Here is a 19460-nt window from a genome sequence, read left to right on the forward strand (position 1 = left end):
TTTTGCGTTTTTTCCGGCTTATCCAGGTATCTGTCTATCAATGATTGAAGGCAGAGCGCCCCAACGAATTTGAAAGCGGTTTCGTTGCAAATACCCGTTCATTCATTGCTAAGTTCTTTTATAGTTTGATGAAAAATAAACCTTCTCTGTACCAAAGGATCTTAACCCGGTTTGATAATCGGTACGTCCGATTGGTTTATAATGATCGTGTACGCCGAACTACCCTGCAATCCATTCCTTTCTGGATTGCTTCACTTTTGACCGGGCTGGTAACTGTTGGATACGAGCGTTTATTCGCCTGGTCCGAAGCGTCCTTTCAACGTTGGTTTCACCAACTCCCGGCGTGGGCTTTTCTGCTGACTCCAGTTTGTTTTTTACTTTCCTGGGGGCTGGTGCGTTTTCTGGCTCCGGCTGCCCGGGGAAGCGGTATTCCGCAGCTTATGGCCGCCATCGAACTGGCCACTCCCACTCATCACGCTAAAATTTCGCACCTGCTCAGCGCCCGCATTGCCATCGTTAAAGTGCTGAGTAGCGGGATTTTGCTTTTAGGTGGCGGGGCTATCGGCCGGGAAGGGCCCACCATCCAGATATCGGCCTCACTCTTCCAGATGATCAACCGTTTGCAACCCAAAGGCTGGCCTCAGATTTCGCGCCAGATTGCGCTCGTTACGGGCGGAGCCGCCGGACTCGCGGCTGCTTTTAATACACCTTTGGGTGGAATTGTTTTCGTGGTGGAGGAGCTTACGCAGACGCATATCACCTTCTACCGCACGGCCGTCTTCACAGCGGTAATTATTGCCGGTATGACCGCACAAGCCTTACTGGGCTCCTATCTCTACCTGGGCTATCCGACAGTTCCAACCACCGGCTTACCTTTTCTAGGGGTAGCTTTTGTCACCGCCCTGCTAGCCGGATTGGCGGGCGCCCTATTCGGGAAAGTGCTCGTTTTGATCAATCAATACCGAAAACGCTGGCAAACCGTACCCCAGCAGTTGCTTTGGGTTGTTGGTTGTGGTCTGTTGTTCGCTAGTCTGATCTATTGGGGTGGCATCGATGCCGCCGGAACCGGAAAACCGCTGATCAATCATTTGCTGTTTCATCATCCTGGCGAACTGCCCTGGTATGTTTTTCCCGCGCGGATCGCGGGCATGGTACTAAGCTACAGCAGCGGTGGTGCAGGGGGTATTTTCGCTACTTCACTGAGTGCGGGTGCTGTTTTGGGCGATCAGATTGCGCATATGCTCGCCATCGATCAAAGCGAATCCACCGTAGTGATCCTGGTTGGAATGGTCAGCTTTTTAACGGGTGTGGTGCGATCTCCCTTTACAGCCGCCATTCTGGTTCTGGAAATGACCGATCGACATTCGGCCATCTTTCCGCTGCTATTGGGTGGCTTAACAGCCCAGCTGGTTGCTTCGCTCGTTGACCATCGCTCCCTGTATGAGCATCTGAAAGAAGGCTTTTTGCTGGAGACACAACAGCTTACAGCTCATCGCTCCAATCCGGATAAGACCTAGCGCAAATCTGCCTCCAACAGGCGATGAAGGCCGCTTCAGGCAAGCTAATCCTCCCATATCTAGCTGATTACCAAATCATATACCTACCGAATCCAATAGTATACGAACCTGATTAGTTGCGATTTCTTACTTGGCCGTCTCAATTTTTGGCGTTCTAAGGCAATTCTAAGTTTTTCTTAAGTCCGTTTTTAGCTTTTGGTTGCTATTTGCCGGTCACACCCTTCCAGATTTCGGTTGGAATCGATTCCACGCAACCTGCTAACGGTATGAAAAAGCATTTCATTTTTTCTTTTCTGATTGCCCTTTGTATTACTCAACGCTCCAAAACTGCATCGGCCCAAAACGTTGATGTGCTGACGCGCCAGGCCATGATTCACTACGAGTCGCAACGCCCCGAACAGGCGGGTGACCTGCTCCGTCAATCGGTTTCGAGCCAGCCGTCGCCTGATTCGTACTTTTTCCTGGGACGTTACTTTCTACTAATCACTGAGCCCGATTCGGCCCAATTAGCTTTTCAGCAAGGACTGGATTTAGACACCAAAAATTACCTGAATAAAATTGGTTTGGGTGGGGTTGCGCTGCTGCGCGGCCAATCCGAAGAAGCAAAAATCGTCTGGGCCGAAGTCGAGAAAAAGGCCAAGCGCAAACACCCCGACTGGCTGCACCGGCTGGCCGAAATGAATATCCTCATCGATGGGAAACAAGACCCCGACGAGGCTATACGACTCATTGACAAAGTATTGCGCGACGAAAAAGTAGACAAAAAAGCCGAGTATTATACGGTAAAAGGTGACGCGTTACGGCTGAAAAACCAGAGCGCTGCGGCCGTATCAGCTTACGAATCGGCCCTCCTGATCAACACCCAAAAACCGCACGACCTGACGGGAATCGGTTTGGTTTTCAAAAAATCAAGAAACTACAAGAAGGCGTACGATTATTTTGTCAGAGCGCTGAGTGTTGATTCGACGTACACCCCGGCCTATGAAAACCTGGGTGACTTGTACATGCTTGGGCCTAACTACCGCTTGGCGGCTTTTAACTACAAAAAAATGGTTGACAATTCGGAACCGACTGATTCAACCCTTTTGCGTTACACGAAGCTGGCGTTTCTGAGTGAAGATTATACAAACATGATCGACTACCTGGAAAAAGTCAGGGATCAATCGACACTGCAAAACAGCAACGAAACCTGGCGGATGCGCGCCTACGCTTACCTAAGCGACGATTTTAAAAAATACGACGAAGCCCTAACGCTGATGCAGGATGTGCTGCGCTCGACGAAGGAAGAGGAACGGTTAGCGATGGACTATGCCGCGCTGGGTCGCGCGTATGCCAACCGGAACGATACCACCACGGTTAGTGACTCCCTGGCGCTGATTTATCTGACCAAAGCTGCGGCAGACACCTCCCGGAACTATTACGACGAAATTGCCCAGATTCATTACAAAGACTTTAAAAACTACCGCGATGCGGCACTGACTTACGAGCAAAGTATCCGGTGGAAAGAAAACCATCATCAGCGGATTATGGGACAAGACTATTACAACCTGGGGCGTAGCGCGTATTTAGGGTATGCCATTGGTAAAGACAGCGCCATGCTGCCGAAAGCCGATGCGGCTTTTGCCCGGCTCACGGAGGTGAATCCGTCGTTCGACCGGGGAACGTTCTGGCGCGCACGGGTCAACCGCTACATGCCCGACGACGGTGCGGGTCGGCGGGCGATTACGTATTACCAGTCATTTATTGCCAACGCCGACACCTCTAAAATTACGAAGCAAGACCTGGTGGAAGCCCATAGCTTCATCGGTTATCAGTATTACCGCGAAAAAGAAATTGCGCAGGCTATTCCGTATTTGCAGAAAACGCTGGAGCTAGACCCTACCAACCACAACGTGCAGCAACTGCTGGACTACATCGACAAACGCGAGTTGGTAGCAGACACTAAAAAAGAAACGACGGCGGATTCGGAATAATCGGACGCCGGGAAGATAATTAGTGTGTTGAGTAAGTTTGAGTAAGATGGTAGCTGGGAACCCTGCCGGGGCGGTTTAGACCACGGCAGGGTTTTGTTTTACACGTTTTACGTTTCCGAACAGCAAGTCAATTGGCACTATACTTATTAACTTTCCCAGCCCGCAGCATCCTGCAAACGCTCGTTCAGGAGTTGAAGCAACTCCGCAGCACTCAGCAGCCCGTTATGCCGCCAGATTTCTATTCCCTGTTTCAGTAATACGAATGACGGCAGTTGCTGAACACCAAAACTTCTGACCACTTCGGGGTGTACCACCTGGTCGACACGGGTAATTCGAATCCGTTCACCCAATTCTGATCCGACCCGCTTCAGCAATTGATTCAACACGACCTGCTGCGTCGCCAAATCAGGCACAAAAACCAGCAAAACTGCGGTTTTGGCTGGAACAATCAGCGGTCGGAAAAAAGTTGTTTCCATAAAACAGATGGATAATTGACAATCAACGGATTAATAATTTCTGATTTACGGCTTTCTGTTTACGTCAGTATCGGTAAAATTGCGCCTTTTCCAATTGCCCCCCTATGAGATAGGTTGGTTCCGCAACTGACATTTGTCAGTCGGTCGCTCTTTTTTCGCATCTATCTTGCAACAAATTCCGGCAGAAGCCTTTCTTTGCAGCAAACCGGACAAAACCGTATGATTACTGACCTGTTTTCTGCCGTTTTTGCCAATGCCACCATCGGCATCATTCTCTCCGACCACCGGGGAAAGATGTTGTCGGTTAGCCAGTTTGCGCTCAAATTATTTGGATATACCGAATCCGAAATGGTCGGACAAACCATCGAGCTGCTGGTTCCGGACTCCATTGCGCCCCTTCACAAAGACCTGCGGATGTCGTTCAATGCGAATCCGGAAGTCCGCCCGATGGGCCACGGGCGCGATCTGTACGCCAAACGCAAAGATGGTTCAACGTTTCCGGCCGAAATCAGCCTGAGTTATTTTCACCGCAACGAAGAATTGTACGTGGTGGCTTACGTCATCGACATTACGTATAAAAAGGAAGCCGAGCGGGCGCTGATCGAGCAAAAAAACCGCGTGCAGCAACTGAATGCCGAGCTGGAACAAAAAGTAGCCGACCGGACCAATGCGCTCATGGTAACGCTGCATCAGTTGGAAGTATCGAAAGACGAACTGTCTAAGGCGCTGGCCACCGAACGCGAACTGGGCGAGCTAAAATCGCGGTTTGTATCCATGGCATCGCACGAATTCCGCACCCCACTGAGTGCCATTCTGACGTCAGCCGACCTGTTGAACCGGTATACCACCACCGAGCAGCAGGATAAACGAAGCCGCCATATTCAACGAATCAAAGCATCGGTCAACCACCTTAACGACATTCTGGAAGAATTTCTTTCCGTTGGGAGGTTGGAAGAAGGAAAAATTGAAGCGTCCTATTCGCTGTTTGATCTCAACGAACTGACCAACAGCGTCGTCAACGACATTCAGGGCATGTTGAAAACCGGTCAGACGATTCGGATCGAACAGGATTGCCGTGAAAAAGCCTGGCTTGACCCTTCGCTGGTGCGTAAAATGCTGACCAACCTCCTGTCGAACGCCATCAAATATTCCGGCGACAACAAACCAATCCGAATCAGTCTCCGGTGCCGGGACGAAACGGTTCGAATTGCCATTCAGGACGAAGGCATTGGTATGTCGGAAGAGGACCAGAAGCACCTCTTCGAACGGTTTTACCGGGCCAAAAATGCCAATGCCATTCAGGGAACCGGACTGGGGCTGCACATTGTGGCCCAGTACCTCAAGCTGCTGAACGGCACCATCGATTTTCAAAGTCACCTCAACCAGGGCACCACCGTAATTCTCTCATTCCGTCATGAAAACGATTCTGCTCATTGAAGATAACGACGATATTCGGGAAAACACCGCCGAAATCCTGGAACTGGCTAACTACCACGTTCTGACGGCCGAAAACGGCAAAGTTGGCGTCGAAAAAGCGCTTGAAACCAAGCCGGATCTGGTCATCTGCGACATCATGATGCCTGTTTTGGATGGATACGGTGTGCTCCATATTTTCAATAAAAACCCGGATTTGTCGGGTATCCCGTTCATCTTTCTGACGGCCAAAACCGAGCGGGCCGACTTCCGCAAGGGCATGGAAATGGGGGCCGACGATTACCTGACCAAACCATTCGATGAGATTGAACTGCTGAGCGCGGTGGAAGGCCGTCTGAAACGATTCGATCAGATGCGTCCCATGTATGAACCGACCAAAGCGGGGCTGGTTCAGTTTTTGGATGATGCCCAGACCGTTACTGGCATTGACTCGCTTACCGTTGATCGGAAAGGACATCTCGTCAAGAAAAAACAGTATGTTTATTCGGAAGGCGACGAACCGATGCGGCTTTATTTTGTGCAAGCTGGTCGGGTAAAAACCGTTAAGACGAACGCTGACGGCAAAGAATTTATCACGGGCTTATACCAGCCGGGCGATTTCTTCGGCTACGTAAGCCTGCTGGAGCAAACCGATCAAACGGATTCGGCCGTTGCGCTGGAAGATTCGGAGTTGATCTACATTCCAAAAGCGACTTTTATGGATCTGCTCTCGCGCGATGGCGAAGTGGCCCGGCGGTTTGTTCAATTGCTCGCCAACCGCGTCACCGACCGCGAACAGCAATTGCTGGGCATGGCGTACAACTCGCTGCGCCGTCGGGTGGCCGACACACTACTACGGCTGCACTTTAGCCTGCAAAGTGACAATAGCCAGCCCATTATCCCCTTTTCGCGCGATGACCTGGCAGCCATGGTCGGAACCGCTACCGAATCGCTGATCCGGACGCTGAGCGAATTCAAAGGAGATGGCCTGATTGATGTGAGCGGCACCAACATCCGCGTGCTCCAGCCCGAAAAGCTGAAGCAATCGCGGTGGTGATTTCAAAGTAGCGTTATTTCTTGCGCATGGCCCACTCCCGGCCCGGCTTATCGACCCGGAAACTTTCGAGATTGCCCTGATCCTGTAGGGTGACGTAGGCCGTGCGCCCGTCTTTGCCGCCGAAACAGATGTTTGTGGGCCGTTTGCCAACCAGTTGAATCTCCTGGATGACTTTGCCGTCGGGCGACACCTTGGCAACGGTTCCTTTGCCGAAGCGGGTGATGTACAGATTACCGTCGGCATCACAGCGCATACCGTCCATCCCGAAGTCTGAAAACTCGATCAGCAGACGCTTGTTACTCACCTGCCCGCTGGCCGACAGATCGTAGACCCAGACTTTCCGCTGGTTGGATTCGTTGACGTACAGCCGCTTATCGTCGGGACTCACTTCAATACCGTTTGTTGTGCCCATGTTCTCTTCCAGCAGTGTGACCTTGCCGTCGGTATCGATGCGCCAGATGTTTCCGGTATTATTTTTCCAGCTTGGATCACTTGCATACAGCCGGTCTTTCCCATCAATGGCAATGTCGTTGGGCTGGTTCATGCGTGGTTCGTTGGCAAAAACGCTCAGCGTTTTGGTCCCCGCGGCCACTTTCAGGATGTTGTGTTTGGGGTAATCGGCAATGAACATATCGCCCTTCTTATTGAAGCGGATTCCGTTGCCAATGCTTCCTTCGGGCAGTTCAACAAACACGCTGGCTTCACCGCCCGGTGTGACCTGCCCGATTGTTCCCTGTTTGCCGAAATTAACGGCGTAAACCGTCCCCGACTTATCCACCGCCGGGCCTTCAACCCCGGACGTAAAACCGTTGGCGGGCGTAAACACACTGGATTTGAACAAGTCTTCGGCAGAGTTGGCAGCCATCATAACCAGGCCCGTTAATGTTGCAGCAAAGGCAAGCGTCGTTGTAGTCATTCGTCAGGTTTTGTTAAGACTCGGCCCCGCATAGCGGGGCCGAACGTACAGTTTTATTAATGCCGGCGGTATTCCATTTCCTGCACAGCGTCCCGCTCCTCTTTCGGCATGCGGCTATGCCACCAGGAAGCCAGAATAGACCCCGTAATGTTCATCAATGGTCCGAAAATGGCGGGAGCCAGGCCCACCGTGGCCATCTTCCCCATTTCTTTGGCAATACCAGACGCCAGACCGCCGTTCTGCATGCCCACCTCAATGGCCATCGTACGGCAATCGCGCTCGCTCATCTTGAAGAGACGTCCAGACCAGTAGCCCAGGAAGTAACCCGACAAATTATGAATCAACACCAGCCCCAACAACAGCGGCCCGATAGTCAGCAGGCTATCGCGACCGGCTGCCGTGATGATGACAATGATAAACGCAATGCCGAACATCGAAACGTACGGCATCAGGTTGTCGAGCCAGACGGCCCGGCCACTGAGAAACTTGTTGAACAGAAGGCCCGCGCCAATGGGAATGATCACCATTTTCGCGATGTCGATCATCATATCCACCGTATCGATTTCAACGAAAGCCCCGGCCAGCATTTTCATCAGCAAAGGCGTAACGAAGGGGGCCATCATGGTTGAAACCGCCGTGATCGTGATCGACAGCGCCAGGTTGGCTTTGGCCAGGTATGAGATTACGTTGGACGCCATTCCGTTGGGCGAACAGCCGATCAGAATGATCCCCGCGGCAATTTCGGGGGGCAGCCCGCTGATACTGGCCAGAAAGTAACCAATACTGGGCATGATCAAAAAGTGACTTACCACGCCGATCAAAACGCCTTTTGGCATTCGGATGACCCCCACAAAATCGTCGAAACTCATGGAGGTACCCATCCCGAACATGATCAGCTGAATCAGGGGTGTTATTAAGGTACTGAACTTGAAATCGCCCGCTGAAACAAAGTATTGCGGATAATATAAGGCCGTGGTAACAGCCGAAAAGATAATGACTGTGTAGGAAAAGCCTTTCAGGTTCTTGTAACCCTGAAACCCAATCGCTACGGACAAAAAGAAGGCAATCAGGAAAGGACCGGCCATCGGCATATTACCGCTAACCATCAGCGCAAGGGCGACCAGCAAACACACACCCGCCAGACCCAAAATGAATTTATGCATGATAATTTCTCTGTAGGTTTAGGAAATACATTCCCAAATATAACGGTTTACGGTATTCGGTTTTCAGCGGATCGATTCATTCTTCCTTCGAAGCCTAAATCCGGAGCGCCGTTTCTAAAACGCACCATCCCGCCGAAAACCGTAAACTGAAAACCGACCTAAAAAAACGTTATTGTGGCCGCTGGCGAACCACGACCGGTTCGGCGATTCCATTCAGATCGTAAACGATGCGACCTTTCCGAATCGTCATTTCACAACCCAGTTTTTGCTTTCCTTCGATTTTGTGGCCGGTATAGTCGAAAAAGCCAAAATGCCCCACGTCCCGAACGGCAAATTTGCCGTCGATCAGGTCGAGAATGGCCACATCGGCTTCCGATCCTTCGGTCAGGCTACCCAACTCAGGCCGTTTGATAGCCTGCGCCGGAGCCCAGGTGCTGGCTTTGATGACGCTTTTCAGGTCCATGCCCATCGCCAGAAATTTCGACATCACGTTCAGCATGTCTTTCATGGCATTGTTCATGCTACCCGTGTGAATATCCGTGCTGATGGTATTCGGGTAAAAACCGCTTTTTAACGCCGGAATTGCCTGTGAGAACGCAAAGCTGATGCCACCGTAGCCCACGTCGAAAAGGATGCCTTTTTTTTGAGCTTCCCAAACGAACGGTTTCACTTTATTGGTTGTCACGTCCAGAATCGGCTCACGCGTTCCCAATTGCCCGAAGCAGTGCGTAAAAATGTCGCCCGGACGCAGGTGTTTCAGGTACAGCTCTTCAATCGAAAGGGTCGGTTTGCTGCCCCCAAAGTCGATCATGACCGGTTTATCCGCGAGTTTACCGGCTTCTACGGCCCGGTCGGTGGGGGTCCAGTCGTAGCCGTTGAAGTGCGCCAGTTTGACGCCCACAATCTGATCTGGGTATTTCTTAGCCATCTCGGCTGTTGCCTTGGGGTCCATGTCTTCGATGTTCTGCTCAAACTTGCCACCCCGCATCCCGCTGCCAACAATATTGAGCAAAGCCAGCACCCGCGTTTGCGACGCATCAATGGTTTGTTTCTTGAACGCTTCGAAATCACGCCAACCCGAGCAGCCCGCATCCACGATGGTCGTTACGCCATTCCGAAACGTAAAACCGTCGGGCGGCAGGGCATTTGGCCCGTTGCTGTACGTTTGGTCCATGTTGGTGCCAAAAAAAACGTGCGTATGAATGTCGATCAGGCCGGGCGTCACATACAGCCCTTTAGCGTTGACCACCTGACGGGCACCGGTTGCGTCGATGGATTTGGCCACTTTCGCAATTTTGCCATCCTGAATAGCGATGTCCATCACCGCATCAATGTTGTTTTTCGGGTCAATAACGTGTCCGTTTTTGATCACGATATGATACGGCTGTGCCAGGGCCAGCTGGCTAATGGCCAGGCATACGGTAAAAGCGAAAAGCAATAACTTCTTCATGAATGTCAGACTATTACAAAACTTTTTCTTTAATCCGGCTTAACTTTTGATCCGCTAAACTCAGCGTTCCGTTCGAACAAGTACCCCACTTCGGGTTTGCCCGCGTTTCGTCCTTTTCTCACTGCCTCCGGGCAGTGCATCTATGTTTTTCTCCGGCGGCTTTTTTTGACGGCCTTCGGATCGGCAGGCAACGTAATCTTCCAGATGTTGCCCCCTTTACCGCCGTATTCAATGATATATACGGTATTATCCACCAGCAACGCATCGGTTGGCTCCGTAAAACCGTCAACCAAGCGTGTGGTTTTTACCGTATAATTGTCGGTAGTTTTGTTGTACGTCATGTCAAGATGCAATAAGTCGCGGCCCTGTTTTTTCAGCGGGTTGACAATGGTCGAGTTTCGGCGCGGTCCCGAATACCGGATGACAAAACCGTCGCCCTTAAACTCATCCGCCAATACTTTTTTCGTATCGAAAAACAACCCCAGCGGTGAACTGTGCGCGTTGAACGTTCCGACGCCGATACCCGTTGAATCACCATCCATCACCAGCCCCGTTTTCGGGTCCCGGTATTCGTTGGCATCCGGCCCCATGTTCAGTACCGGCCCGGTAAACCTGACCCCGGCGGGCTTCTTCGGGAACTCCGGATCGTTCCGGAAATAGCGCATCAGCCACGCGTGGGCAAACTTGCTGATAAAGGGATCTTTTTCCGGATCGGGCTGCCAGTCAGGATATTGCTGCGGATTATCAACACCGCCCCCCATCACCCACGGAAAGCCGTAATGATGCCCCTGCCGCACCCAAAACATATCCTCAGCATGGTCATAATCGCCCGAATTGGAAACCGCAAAGAGCTTTCCATCGGCATCGAACGCCATGTCGTACGCATTCCGGATGCCGTCCGCGTAGATATAACCGTCGGCTTTTAGTTTGGCTTCGTCGTCGGGTAACTCCAGGTCTTTCACGCCTACCGGGAATCGAAAAATTTTGGCCGTCAAGGCATTGTCGCGGGCGTTCGGATACACCCCGCCGTTGTCCTGTACCTCGCCGTGGTCGGTCCGGGCACCGGTATTGACGTAAATGTATTTTCCGTCCGGGCTGATTTCCAGGGCGTTCCAGCCGTGATCGAACGTGGTTTTGTTCGTGCCGTATTCCACCGTATTAAACACCACCGTCATCGCGGGTTTGTCGCCCGAGGCCAGGTCATAACGCACCATGCGGCCTTTGGTGCCTTTGTTGTTGTTGACGCTGATATTTCCCGCCAGAAACAGCGTGTTTTTCAGGAAAGCCGCCCCCTGCAAACGCGTAATCCCGTGATCTTCCGCCGAAAAAACCTTCTCGGATACCGGAGCTTGCCCGTTCATCTTCACCCGAAACACGTCGCCCGTGAAGGTTGTATAGTACAGATCGCCGGTCACCGGCTGCTGAATCAATCGCACGGCTTCGGGGCCAACGGTCAGGAAGTGCTCGACTTTGATATCCGGGCGCAGGGCGTTGGGCGGTACGGGGGCCTTCGCGTCGGGTCCCTGGGCATACAGCATCATCGGACAGCATACAGCCGCTGTCATGACCCGTAAAGAGTTCAGGAATGCAGAAAATATTCTCATTTGGTGTCGGTCTTGGGAGCGGATAAATTGCGGAGGTAAGCGACTAACTGCCAGCGCTGTTCTTCCGAAAAGACGTCTTTAAAAGGCGGCATGTTGTCCCGTCCGTTCGACAGTTTCCAGAAGAGCGAGCCATCGGTTTGCTTCACCACATCCGGGGCATGAAAATCGGCCGGTTTGGCTCCCAAGGCCCGGCCAGCTGCTCCGTCGCCGTGGCCGGTTTCACCGTGGCACGACGAGCAGAATTCCATGAAAAGCTCTTCGCCCTGCGCCAGCGTCAGTGGCTCGGTTGGGTAATGGCTTTTCAGTGTGTCGGCCCAGGCGGGTGCTTTCCACTTCTCCTGTTTGGGGTCGTCCGCCTTTCGGTCAGCCGTAAACCCCACGACACCCAGGCAGCCCAGCACGCAAAAACCGGCCATCAATAACTTATAAGAATGCATTTAGTGAACAAAGAATAAGGGTAAAGAATAGCAACTTATTTTTTCAGCGACTCCCGAACGGCTTTTACTTCGTCGGCGGTGATGCCGCTGGCCGAATTGCCAAAGTTTTGTCGGATGAACGTCAGCACTTCGGAAATTTCATCATCCTTCAGAAAATCGTGTTGCGGCATGACGTTGTTGTACGACTGACCTTTGACTTCAATCGGTCCTTCCAAACCTTTCAGCAGCACTTCAATCAGGCGTTTTTTGTCGCCCACCACCCATTCCGATTCCGACAGGGGCGGAAACCGTTGCGAGTCGCCCAGGCCATTCCGCTGGTGGCAGGCCCGGCAGTAAATTCCATAGATTTTGCTTCCCAGTACCGGTTTGTCTTTGTCGAGGTTATCCTTGACTTCGTCGGGCGTCCGAACGTGCGATAGCGTTTTGCGTTTCTCCATTTGCGCCAGCTGCGCCGGACCAAATTTCTTCCTGTCGCCTTTGTACGTCACCTTCCAGATTTTACCCTTTTCCGTTTCGGCTAAGTAAATCGATCCATCCGGACCCATCGCAATCCCCATCGGGCGATAAACCGCATCACTGACGTTTACCACCGGATCGACACCGGCAAAACCGTCGGCGAAGATTTCCCAGGCCGACGAAGGAACGCCTTTTTTGGAAGGAACGAACGCAATGAAGTACCCCGCCTGCGGATAAGGCGCCCGGTTGGTTGAGCCGTGGAAGGCAATGAATGCCCCATTTTTATACCGATCAGGAAACTGGTTACCCTGATAAAACAGGATGTCGTTTGGCGCCCAGTGCCCCGGAAACCCAATGATCGGTTTTTCGTACTGATCGCCTTTCCCGATCGTTTCACCGTCTCCACCGTATTCCGGATTCAGGACTTTTTTGCCCTGCATCTGGTCGTAGTAGTAATACGGCCAGCCCGCATCCGCACCATCCTTAATTCGCAGAAATTCCTCCGACGGCAGCACCGCACTTTGCCAGGGTGAATAAATTCCGGCCCAAAGCATGAGTAAGTCATCGCGGCCGTGTTGAAGGGCATACAAGGTCTGGTCGGCGTGATTCCAGTCCATCGCCACGACACTCCGCAAACCGGTTGCGTACCGATGGCCGTCTTTCTGCGTCTGCCCGATTTTATTGGCGTCAAACCGCCAAATGCCTCCGTGGTCTTCGAGCATGGCGCAGGGCGTCATTCCCGGCGAGCTCGGAATCCGGTTCCGTTCCTGACAGGCGTTGGAGGGCGCGCCGTAGGCGACGTAAATGTTGCCTTTGTTGTCGAACGTCAACGGTTTGGCAATGTGCTCGTGCATGCCGTGCGGATGGTCATCCTTCACAATGATTTCCTCGGCTCCTTCCGGCACCAGTTTGCCCGGTGTCAGTTTGTAGCGGTACACGAATAGTTCAGAGCTGAAATACAGATACCCGTTGTGAATCCGCATGCCGGTTCCGTACGCCCGTTCGCGAGCCTGACCACCAAATTTTTTGATGACATCCGCCCGTCCGTCACCGTTGGTATCGCGCAGGGCAATCACCGACTCGCCCGGCTCCCGGACAAACCGGGCTTTCACGTAAATATCACCGTTGTCGTTAATGGCCAGATGCCGGGCACGACCGGGCAAGCTATCCACAACAACCGTGGCTTCGAAGCCTTCGGGTAAAAAAAGTCCGCCATTATCCGCCGTTCGAGCGGGTAACTGGTTCGCCGTATCCGTGCGCGGAATAAAGCCGACAGCTGCCAGCAGCGCCAGCGCCAGGCCTTTTTTATAAAAGTTTGACATTCAATAAGTCAGGAAGCTACAGTGAGATATCGGAATCAATTTTGTCGTATCACGATCGGGTTGGCAATACCGTTGAGATCGTACACAATTCGCCCTCCCTTGATGGTCATTTCACACTCAAACTTTTTCTTTCCCTCCATTCGGTACCCAGTTTTGTCGTAAAAACCGAAATTACCTTCCCGCATATTCAGAATAGCCACGTCAGCCAGCGCACCTACGGACAAATGGCCCAGGATTTCACGCTTGATCACCTGCGCCGGCGTCCAGGTGCTGGCTTTGATCACATCCGCCACCGGAACGCCCATAACGACAAACTTGGACATCACGCTCAGGATGTCTTTCATCGAGCCGTTCATGCTGCCGGTGTGCAAATCGGTGCTGATCGTGGTCGGATAAAAACCCGCCTTGATGGCCGGAATCGCCTGCGAATAATTAAAACTGGCGCCCCCATAACCGACATCGAACACAATCCCTTTTTTGCGGGCTTCCCAGACAAACGGTTTTACCTTGCCGGTGGCCTCATCCACAATCGTTTCGCGAACGTTGCCTTCCAGCAACGTGTACGTATGCGTAAAAATATCGCCGGGGCGTAGGTACTTCATGAACAATTCTTCGAGGGAGAGCGGAGGATTATGCCCGCCGAAATCGATCATCACCGGCATGTTGGCCAGCTTTCCGGCTTCGACTACCCGTTTGACGGGCGTCCAGGTACCGCCCATGTAGTGCGCCACTTTGAAGCCGACCACATCGTTGGGATTGCCCAGCGCCATCGCAGCAGCCAGCTTGGGGTCCATATCGGTTGTATCCTGTTCCCAGTCGCCCCCCCGCATGCCTTCGCCGACGATATTCAGAAACGAAAGGACGCGCGTTCTCGACGAAAGAATAATGTTTTTCTTAAAGGTTGGAAATGACTGCCAACCCGCCCCGCCCGCATCGACGATGGTCGTTACGCCCACGCGGAACGTAAAACCGTCGGGAACAACCGCTGTTAAACCGTTGCTCAGGTAGTGGTTGGGTTCGGTGCCAAAATAAACGTGACCGTGCAGATCGATCAGACCGGGCGTCACATACATGCCTTTGGCGTTAACCACCTGTTTGGCCTGCCGCGCATCGATGTTTTTGGCAACGAGTGCAATCTTACCCTCGCTGATGGCCACATCCATCACCGCGTTGATGTTATTCTTCGGGTCGATAACCTGGCCTCCTTTGATGACAATGCTATAGGTCTGCGCCTGCGACAGACCACTGATCAGGCAGGCGATGAGTAAAGCGAACAATGACTTCTGCATACGCTTAAACCGCTGCTTTGGATAATTCTTCTTTCAGGCGTTTGGCCACGATTTTCTCTTCACCGGGCTTCAGCATCCAGGTTGTCAGGCTGATACCGTTCTGCTCGCCCACGATTTCAATCGACGGATTGCCGTTCCGCAGGCTCTCCTGCAAACTTTTTACAGTCAGGTTCACTTTGGCGGGTTCCCAGGTGATCCGGAGTGTGGGCGTGTGATTACCCAGCTCGGGCCGGAAGGTTTCGGTCTGTACGCCATTCACTTTTTTAACTGCATCGGAAATACGGGCCACGCGGTCTTCCCACATCTGCCACTCTTTTTTCTGATCCTGATTGATGAATTTTTCGAGGGCTACGTACATGCCCAGTATTTCTTCTTTGTTGACTTTCATACCCCGGCCAATGGTCGAACCACGCGGTGGCATGCTTAAGCGGGCGGCATCGATCAGGTGTTTTTTCCCCATCAGAATACCAGCACTCTGGGGGCCACGCATTGCTTTTCCGCCCGACACACAAACCAGATCGAAGCCCATTTCGTGGAAGCGCCAGAGGTTTTCGACCGGTGGTACGTCAGCCGCAATATCAATCATCGTTGGAACAGTGTGCTTTTTGGCCAGATTGACCCACTCCTGGTGCATGATCTTGCCTTTGTCTGACTGAATGTGCAGAAACCACATCATAGCGGTTTTTTCGTTGATGGCCTTCTCTACGTCCTCAACGGTTTCAACAAACACCACTTTACAGCCCGTATTCGTCAGTGCCTGCGAATAGCCTACATTATGACCTTTCTGAATAATCACTTCCGATTTCATCCCGTTGGCTTCGAGCTGCGGAAGCTGAGCAGCTTTTTTGGAATCCAGCCCTGTCAATACGCCCGCCAAACCGAGCGTCATGGCCGAAAAACAGCCCGCCGTAACGACCGCGGATTCTGCCCGGACCAGGCCCGCAATTTTCTCCCCCACTTTGGTTTGCACATCATCCAGCATCATGAACTCTTTCGATGCTGCCTGAATGGTTTCCATCACTTCATCCTGCATCAATGAGCCCGTCATGGCGGTGTAGGTACCGGCGGCATTGATGAACGTCCGGATTCCTAATTCCTTTACCAGATTTCGGGCCGCAGCATTGGGAGCAGCCAGCGCCGTTTGCAGGGGAGCAGCGCTGCCGACCAGCCCCCCCAGCAGAGGCATTGTTGATAATCGTTTAAGTATAGTTCTTCTGCTGATCATGGGTGATGGGTTAGTTATGATTTGGAAAAAAATCCCTCCCCATTGATGGTGAGGAGGGAAAATCTATGCATAATTAGATGTAGGCAATGCAATCCATTTCGACCAGCGAATCGCCCGGCACACCACCGTAAACCGCCACCGTTGTACGCACCGGGGGCTTGCTGCCAAACCGGCCTTTGTATACTTCGTTCATGCCTTTGTAATCATTGAGGTCGTGCAGGAATACGCTTACCTTCAGCACTTTTTCCATCGAAGAACCCGCCTTGATCAGTTCTTTTTCCAGTTCTTTCAGTACTTCGTCGGTATGTACTTTAATATCACCTTCCTTGTGGTACCCTTTCCCGGCAACAAAAACCAGGTTACCTAGTTTGGTTGAACCTGAGAACAGCGGCACATCCTGCTCGTTAACCACGTTGAACACTTCTTTCTGAGGAGCCGCTACGCTGGCTTCTGCTTTGGAGGCAGCTACCCCCAGGCCTGTTACACCGGCAACAGAGGCAAAAAGTCGTTTTAAAATGGATCGGCGTTGTGGTTTCATTAGAAAATTAAAGAATTGATGGACGATTAATTAAATATTGAACAAACTGTAAATCAAGCGTATTTTTCTTACCCTTCCACATTTTGCAGCAAAAAAGTGCTGACCTATAAGCGCTTTATAAAATTTCCTACGGCTTCTTATTCCCTACAAACCAGCTGGTTACTGACCCTGACACCCTTTACTACTAATGATAATATGAGCATCCAGTTGTTCATACTGTGCGTTGATCGTATTACAAATCAAATCCAGCTTCTCAAACAGCGGTTCGTCATCCAGCGAAGCCGTCAGAAAACACGCTTTCATGACTTCTTCGTCGAAGACAATCTTGACACCGTACGCTTTCTCGAGGGTGGCAAAAACCTCCGAAATGGGGGTTCGCTTGAACCGGAAGGGTTGGCTCTGTGCGATGCCACTCAACAAGGCTGGTTGTTCGACCAGGCTCTTGATAATGCGCGTATTGGTTGGCAAAAAAACCACTTGCTGATTGGGAGTCAGCACAATTCCGCCGAGATTATCATCTGTTTTATGCTGCGTTAACTCGGTCTGGTTGCGCGTAAAAACTGAAACTTTACCGGTCTTAACCACTACTTTAACTTTCTGCTCGTTTTCGAAAGCCTGGATGGTAAAACTAGTACCTAAAACTTTCGTCACCAGGCCTTTTGCGTACACATAAAAAGGCTTTACCGGATCTTTATGAACTTCAAAAAAAGCTTCGCCATCTAGATATACTTCCCGTATTTTGGCGTCAAAATCTGTAGCATAACTAATGCGGGCATTGGGTTTTAACAAAAGGGTACTTCCGTCTGGCAATTTAACTAATTTAGAACTGGAAGCAGTATTGACCACTTCCTGAAGTGGCCTGGACGATTCTGTAATCAACTCACTATACGTCACATTTACCTTTGTGCAGGGCTGATGAATAAACAAACGCCAGAATAAACCCAGCATCACCACAAAGCTGGCGGCAATTCCGTACCGCATTGGGGAGAACTGGTACCATTTCACCGACGGTTTCTCCTCGTCATCCAGAGCCTGATGTAACCGCTGAATTTCGTGTTGAATTTCCCGGTCGGAAATTGGAATCCGGTCGCTTGGAATCTGGGCATATGCGCTGTTCAGCGTACTCAGCAGCTGATGGGCTTTGTCAACGAGTTCTTTCTTATCAGGATTCTGAACCAGCCAATTCTTCCAAAAATCGCTTTCAACCGGATCATTAAACAGTTTCCAACGCTGAAAAGACAGATCAATGGCTAATTCTTCAGGTTCGTAATTCCGATAATCTTGCATACAAAAGGGCAATACTTTGCTATTTCTACGTAAAGATGCAAGAGTGTGCGGCCAATACTCTTCTTTCCAGAATTTTATTTCGAAATGACCGGAATTAGTCATGGTAAAGGCTAATTCAGAGTAAAGTCAAGACTGCCAGCACCCTAGACAGGAACGGTGAAAACCACACCCGTTCTGATCAATTATATACAAAATAATAGCTTTAAAAAAATAAAATGCATTCCTTTTCAGCAATCTAAACGGCAATTTTAGTACGTTTTTATGTATTATAGTAACGAATAAAGTATATTCACCTTTTTTCAGCATTCTACCTAACTAATTCTTTTAATTACGTTCCTCAACGAGCAAAAACGTAATTAAAAGAACAACTAGTCATACCAAACAATGCGCTGCTTACCTATACGATACGCAAAAATTCCCGGCCATCGCTCAACGCGAATTAACGCATCGTTACTAACCTAAAATAAATTGTATTAATATCAGTGCTCAATCATGATGAAAAGCTACGCACACCTAGCCATCTTGCTGTTATACGCTCTGACTAATAACGCCTTTGGCCAAAATAAAAAAACCGCTTTTCGTGTTGTCGCGATCGCGGAAAAAGACGGCGGGGTTCATGCGCCTTTTGTTGCAGCGGCCAAAGAATGGCTTCAACAGATGGCCACAGACCATCATTTCACCATTGATTACATTGAAAATACCGATCCTATCAATGCCGCATTTCTGACAAAATACCAGCTCTTTATCCAATTGAATTATCCACCCTACCGCTGGACCGATACTGCGAAAGCGGCTTTCATCCAATACATCCGGGATGGCAAGGGCGGGGGCTGGATCGGTTTTCACCATGCCGCCCTGCTGGGTGAGTTCGACGGCTATCCGATGTGGCCCTGGTTTTCGGAGTTCATGGGTGGCATCCAATACAAAAACTACATTCCCAACTTTGCCCGGGCAACGGTTCACGTAGAGGCTTCCGCTCATCCGGTCATGCAGGGCGTTCCGGCCTCTTTTGAAGTGGAAAAAGAAGAATGGTATACGTACACCAAAAATCCCCGTCCGAACGTCAAGGTGCTGGCTACCGTCGATGAAGCAACGTACGTTCCAGATTCCGAGATCAAAATGGGTGGAGACCATCCGGTGATCTGGTCCAACGAGCGCATGAAAGCCCGGAACATTTACATCTTCATGGGCCACCATCCGGATCTGTTCAAAAACGAAGCCTATAAAACGATCTTCCGAAACGCAATCCTCTGGGCTTCCGGCCAGAAATGAATCCGTGGGTGATCCAGCAATGCAGCTACCCTGACTCAGTACCCTTTTTAGCTATTCAATTGTAA

The 19460-nt window shown here is 51.1% G+C and carries 16 protein-coding genes; 5 read left to right on the forward strand and 11 right to left on the reverse strand.

Going from position 1 to position 19460, the window contains the following annotated elements:
- Positions 1 to 128 precede the first annotated feature (128 nt).
- On the forward strand, positions 129 to 1517 hold the full coding sequence (locus ACYVH9_RS16795; protein ID WP_460637527.1) for a chloride channel protein: 1389 nt from the start codon (positions 129 to 131) through the stop codon (positions 1515 to 1517).
- A gap of 266 nt (positions 1518 to 1783) precedes the next feature.
- Positions 1784 to 3490 (forward strand): tetratricopeptide repeat protein, encoded by a 1707-nt coding sequence (locus ACYVH9_RS16800; protein WP_460637528.1) that lies wholly within the window; start codon positions 1784 to 1786, stop codon positions 3488 to 3490.
- Positions 3491 to 3636: 146 nt separating this feature from the next.
- Here ACYVH9_RS16800 and ACYVH9_RS16805 read toward each other — a convergent pair whose 3' ends face one another.
- Positions 3637 to 3966: a thioredoxin family protein gene (locus ACYVH9_RS16805; RefSeq protein WP_460637529.1), complete on the reverse strand. Its 330-nt coding sequence runs from the start codon at positions 3964 to 3966 to the stop codon at positions 3637 to 3639.
- Positions 3967 to 4185: 219 nt separating this feature from the next.
- Between ACYVH9_RS16805 and ACYVH9_RS16810 the strand changes: the two genes are divergently transcribed.
- Positions 4186 to 5403 carry a PAS domain-containing sensor histidine kinase gene (locus tag ACYVH9_RS16810; RefSeq protein WP_460637530.1) on the forward strand — a complete coding sequence of 406 codons (1218 nt, stop codon included), beginning with the start codon at positions 4186 to 4188 and terminating at the stop codon, positions 5401 to 5403.
- Positions 5381 to 6436 carry a response regulator gene (locus ACYVH9_RS16815; RefSeq protein ID WP_460637531.1) on the forward strand — a complete coding sequence of 352 codons (1056 nt, stop codon included), beginning with the start codon at positions 5381 to 5383 and terminating at the stop codon, positions 6434 to 6436. The genes ACYVH9_RS16810 and ACYVH9_RS16815 overlap by 23 nt, the downstream gene beginning before the upstream one ends.
- Positions 6437 to 6449: 13 nt before the next feature.
- Here the strand turns inward: ACYVH9_RS16815 and ACYVH9_RS16820 are convergent, their stop codons facing one another.
- The 10 genes from ACYVH9_RS16820 to ACYVH9_RS16865 all read right to left on the reverse strand — a co-directional run bounded on the left by ACYVH9_RS16820 (position 6450) and on the right by ACYVH9_RS16865 (position 18123).
- Positions 6450 to 7352: an SMP-30/gluconolactonase/LRE family protein gene (locus ACYVH9_RS16820; RefSeq protein WP_460637532.1), complete on the reverse strand. Its 903-nt coding sequence runs from the start codon at positions 7350 to 7352 to the stop codon at positions 6450 to 6452.
- 56 nt (positions 7353 to 7408) lie between these two features.
- Entirely contained in the window at positions 7409 to 8515 is a 1107-nt protein-coding gene (locus ACYVH9_RS16825) for a bile acid:sodium symporter family protein (RefSeq protein WP_460637533.1), read from the reverse strand.
- A gap of 169 nt (positions 8516 to 8684) precedes the next feature.
- Positions 8685 to 9965, reverse strand: coding sequence for an amidohydrolase/deacetylase family metallohydrolase (locus ACYVH9_RS16830; RefSeq protein WP_460637534.1), 1281 nt, complete (start codon positions 9963 to 9965; stop codon positions 8685 to 8687).
- 140 nt (positions 9966 to 10105) lie between these two features.
- Positions 10106 to 11569: a PQQ-dependent sugar dehydrogenase gene (locus ACYVH9_RS16835; RefSeq protein ID WP_460637535.1), complete on the reverse strand. Its 1464-nt coding sequence runs from the start codon at positions 11567 to 11569 to the stop codon at positions 10106 to 10108.
- On the reverse strand, positions 11566 to 12006 hold the full coding sequence (locus tag ACYVH9_RS16840) for a c-type cytochrome (RefSeq protein WP_460637536.1): 441 nt from the start codon (positions 12004 to 12006) through the stop codon (positions 11566 to 11568). The genes ACYVH9_RS16835 and ACYVH9_RS16840 overlap by 4 nt, the downstream gene beginning before the upstream one ends.
- A 35-nt stretch (positions 12007 to 12041) precedes the next feature.
- Positions 12042 to 13784, reverse strand: a complete 1743-nt coding sequence (locus ACYVH9_RS16845; protein WP_460637537.1) for a PQQ-dependent sugar dehydrogenase — start codon at positions 13782 to 13784, stop codon at positions 12042 to 12044.
- Positions 13785 to 13819: 35 nt separating this feature from the next.
- Entirely contained in the window at positions 13820 to 15073 is a 1254-nt protein-coding gene (locus ACYVH9_RS16850; protein WP_460637538.1) for an amidohydrolase/deacetylase family metallohydrolase, read from the reverse strand.
- Between the two features lie 4 nt (positions 15074 to 15077).
- A complete protein-coding gene (locus tag ACYVH9_RS16855) occupies positions 15078 to 16298 on the reverse strand; it encodes an aminotransferase class V-fold PLP-dependent enzyme (RefSeq protein WP_460637539.1) in 1221 nt (406 codons plus the stop codon).
- 73 nt (positions 16299 to 16371) lie between these two features.
- A complete protein-coding gene (locus ACYVH9_RS16860) occupies positions 16372 to 16836 on the reverse strand; it encodes a RidA family protein (RefSeq protein ID WP_460637540.1) in 465 nt (154 codons plus the stop codon).
- Between the two features lie 159 nt (positions 16837 to 16995).
- Positions 16996 to 18123, reverse strand: coding sequence for a FecR family protein (locus ACYVH9_RS16865; protein WP_460637541.1), 1128 nt, complete (start codon positions 18121 to 18123; stop codon positions 16996 to 16998).
- A 495-nt stretch (positions 18124 to 18618) separates the two neighbouring features.
- On the opposite strand from ACYVH9_RS16865, the gene ACYVH9_RS16870 reads away from it, so the two are divergent.
- Positions 18619 to 19395 carry a ThuA domain-containing protein gene (locus tag ACYVH9_RS16870; protein WP_460637542.1) on the forward strand — a complete coding sequence of 259 codons (777 nt, stop codon included), beginning with the start codon at positions 18619 to 18621 and terminating at the stop codon, positions 19393 to 19395.
- The last annotated feature ends 65 nt before the right edge of the window (positions 19396 to 19460 follow it).

Source organism: Larkinella harenae (assembly GCF_054780515.1).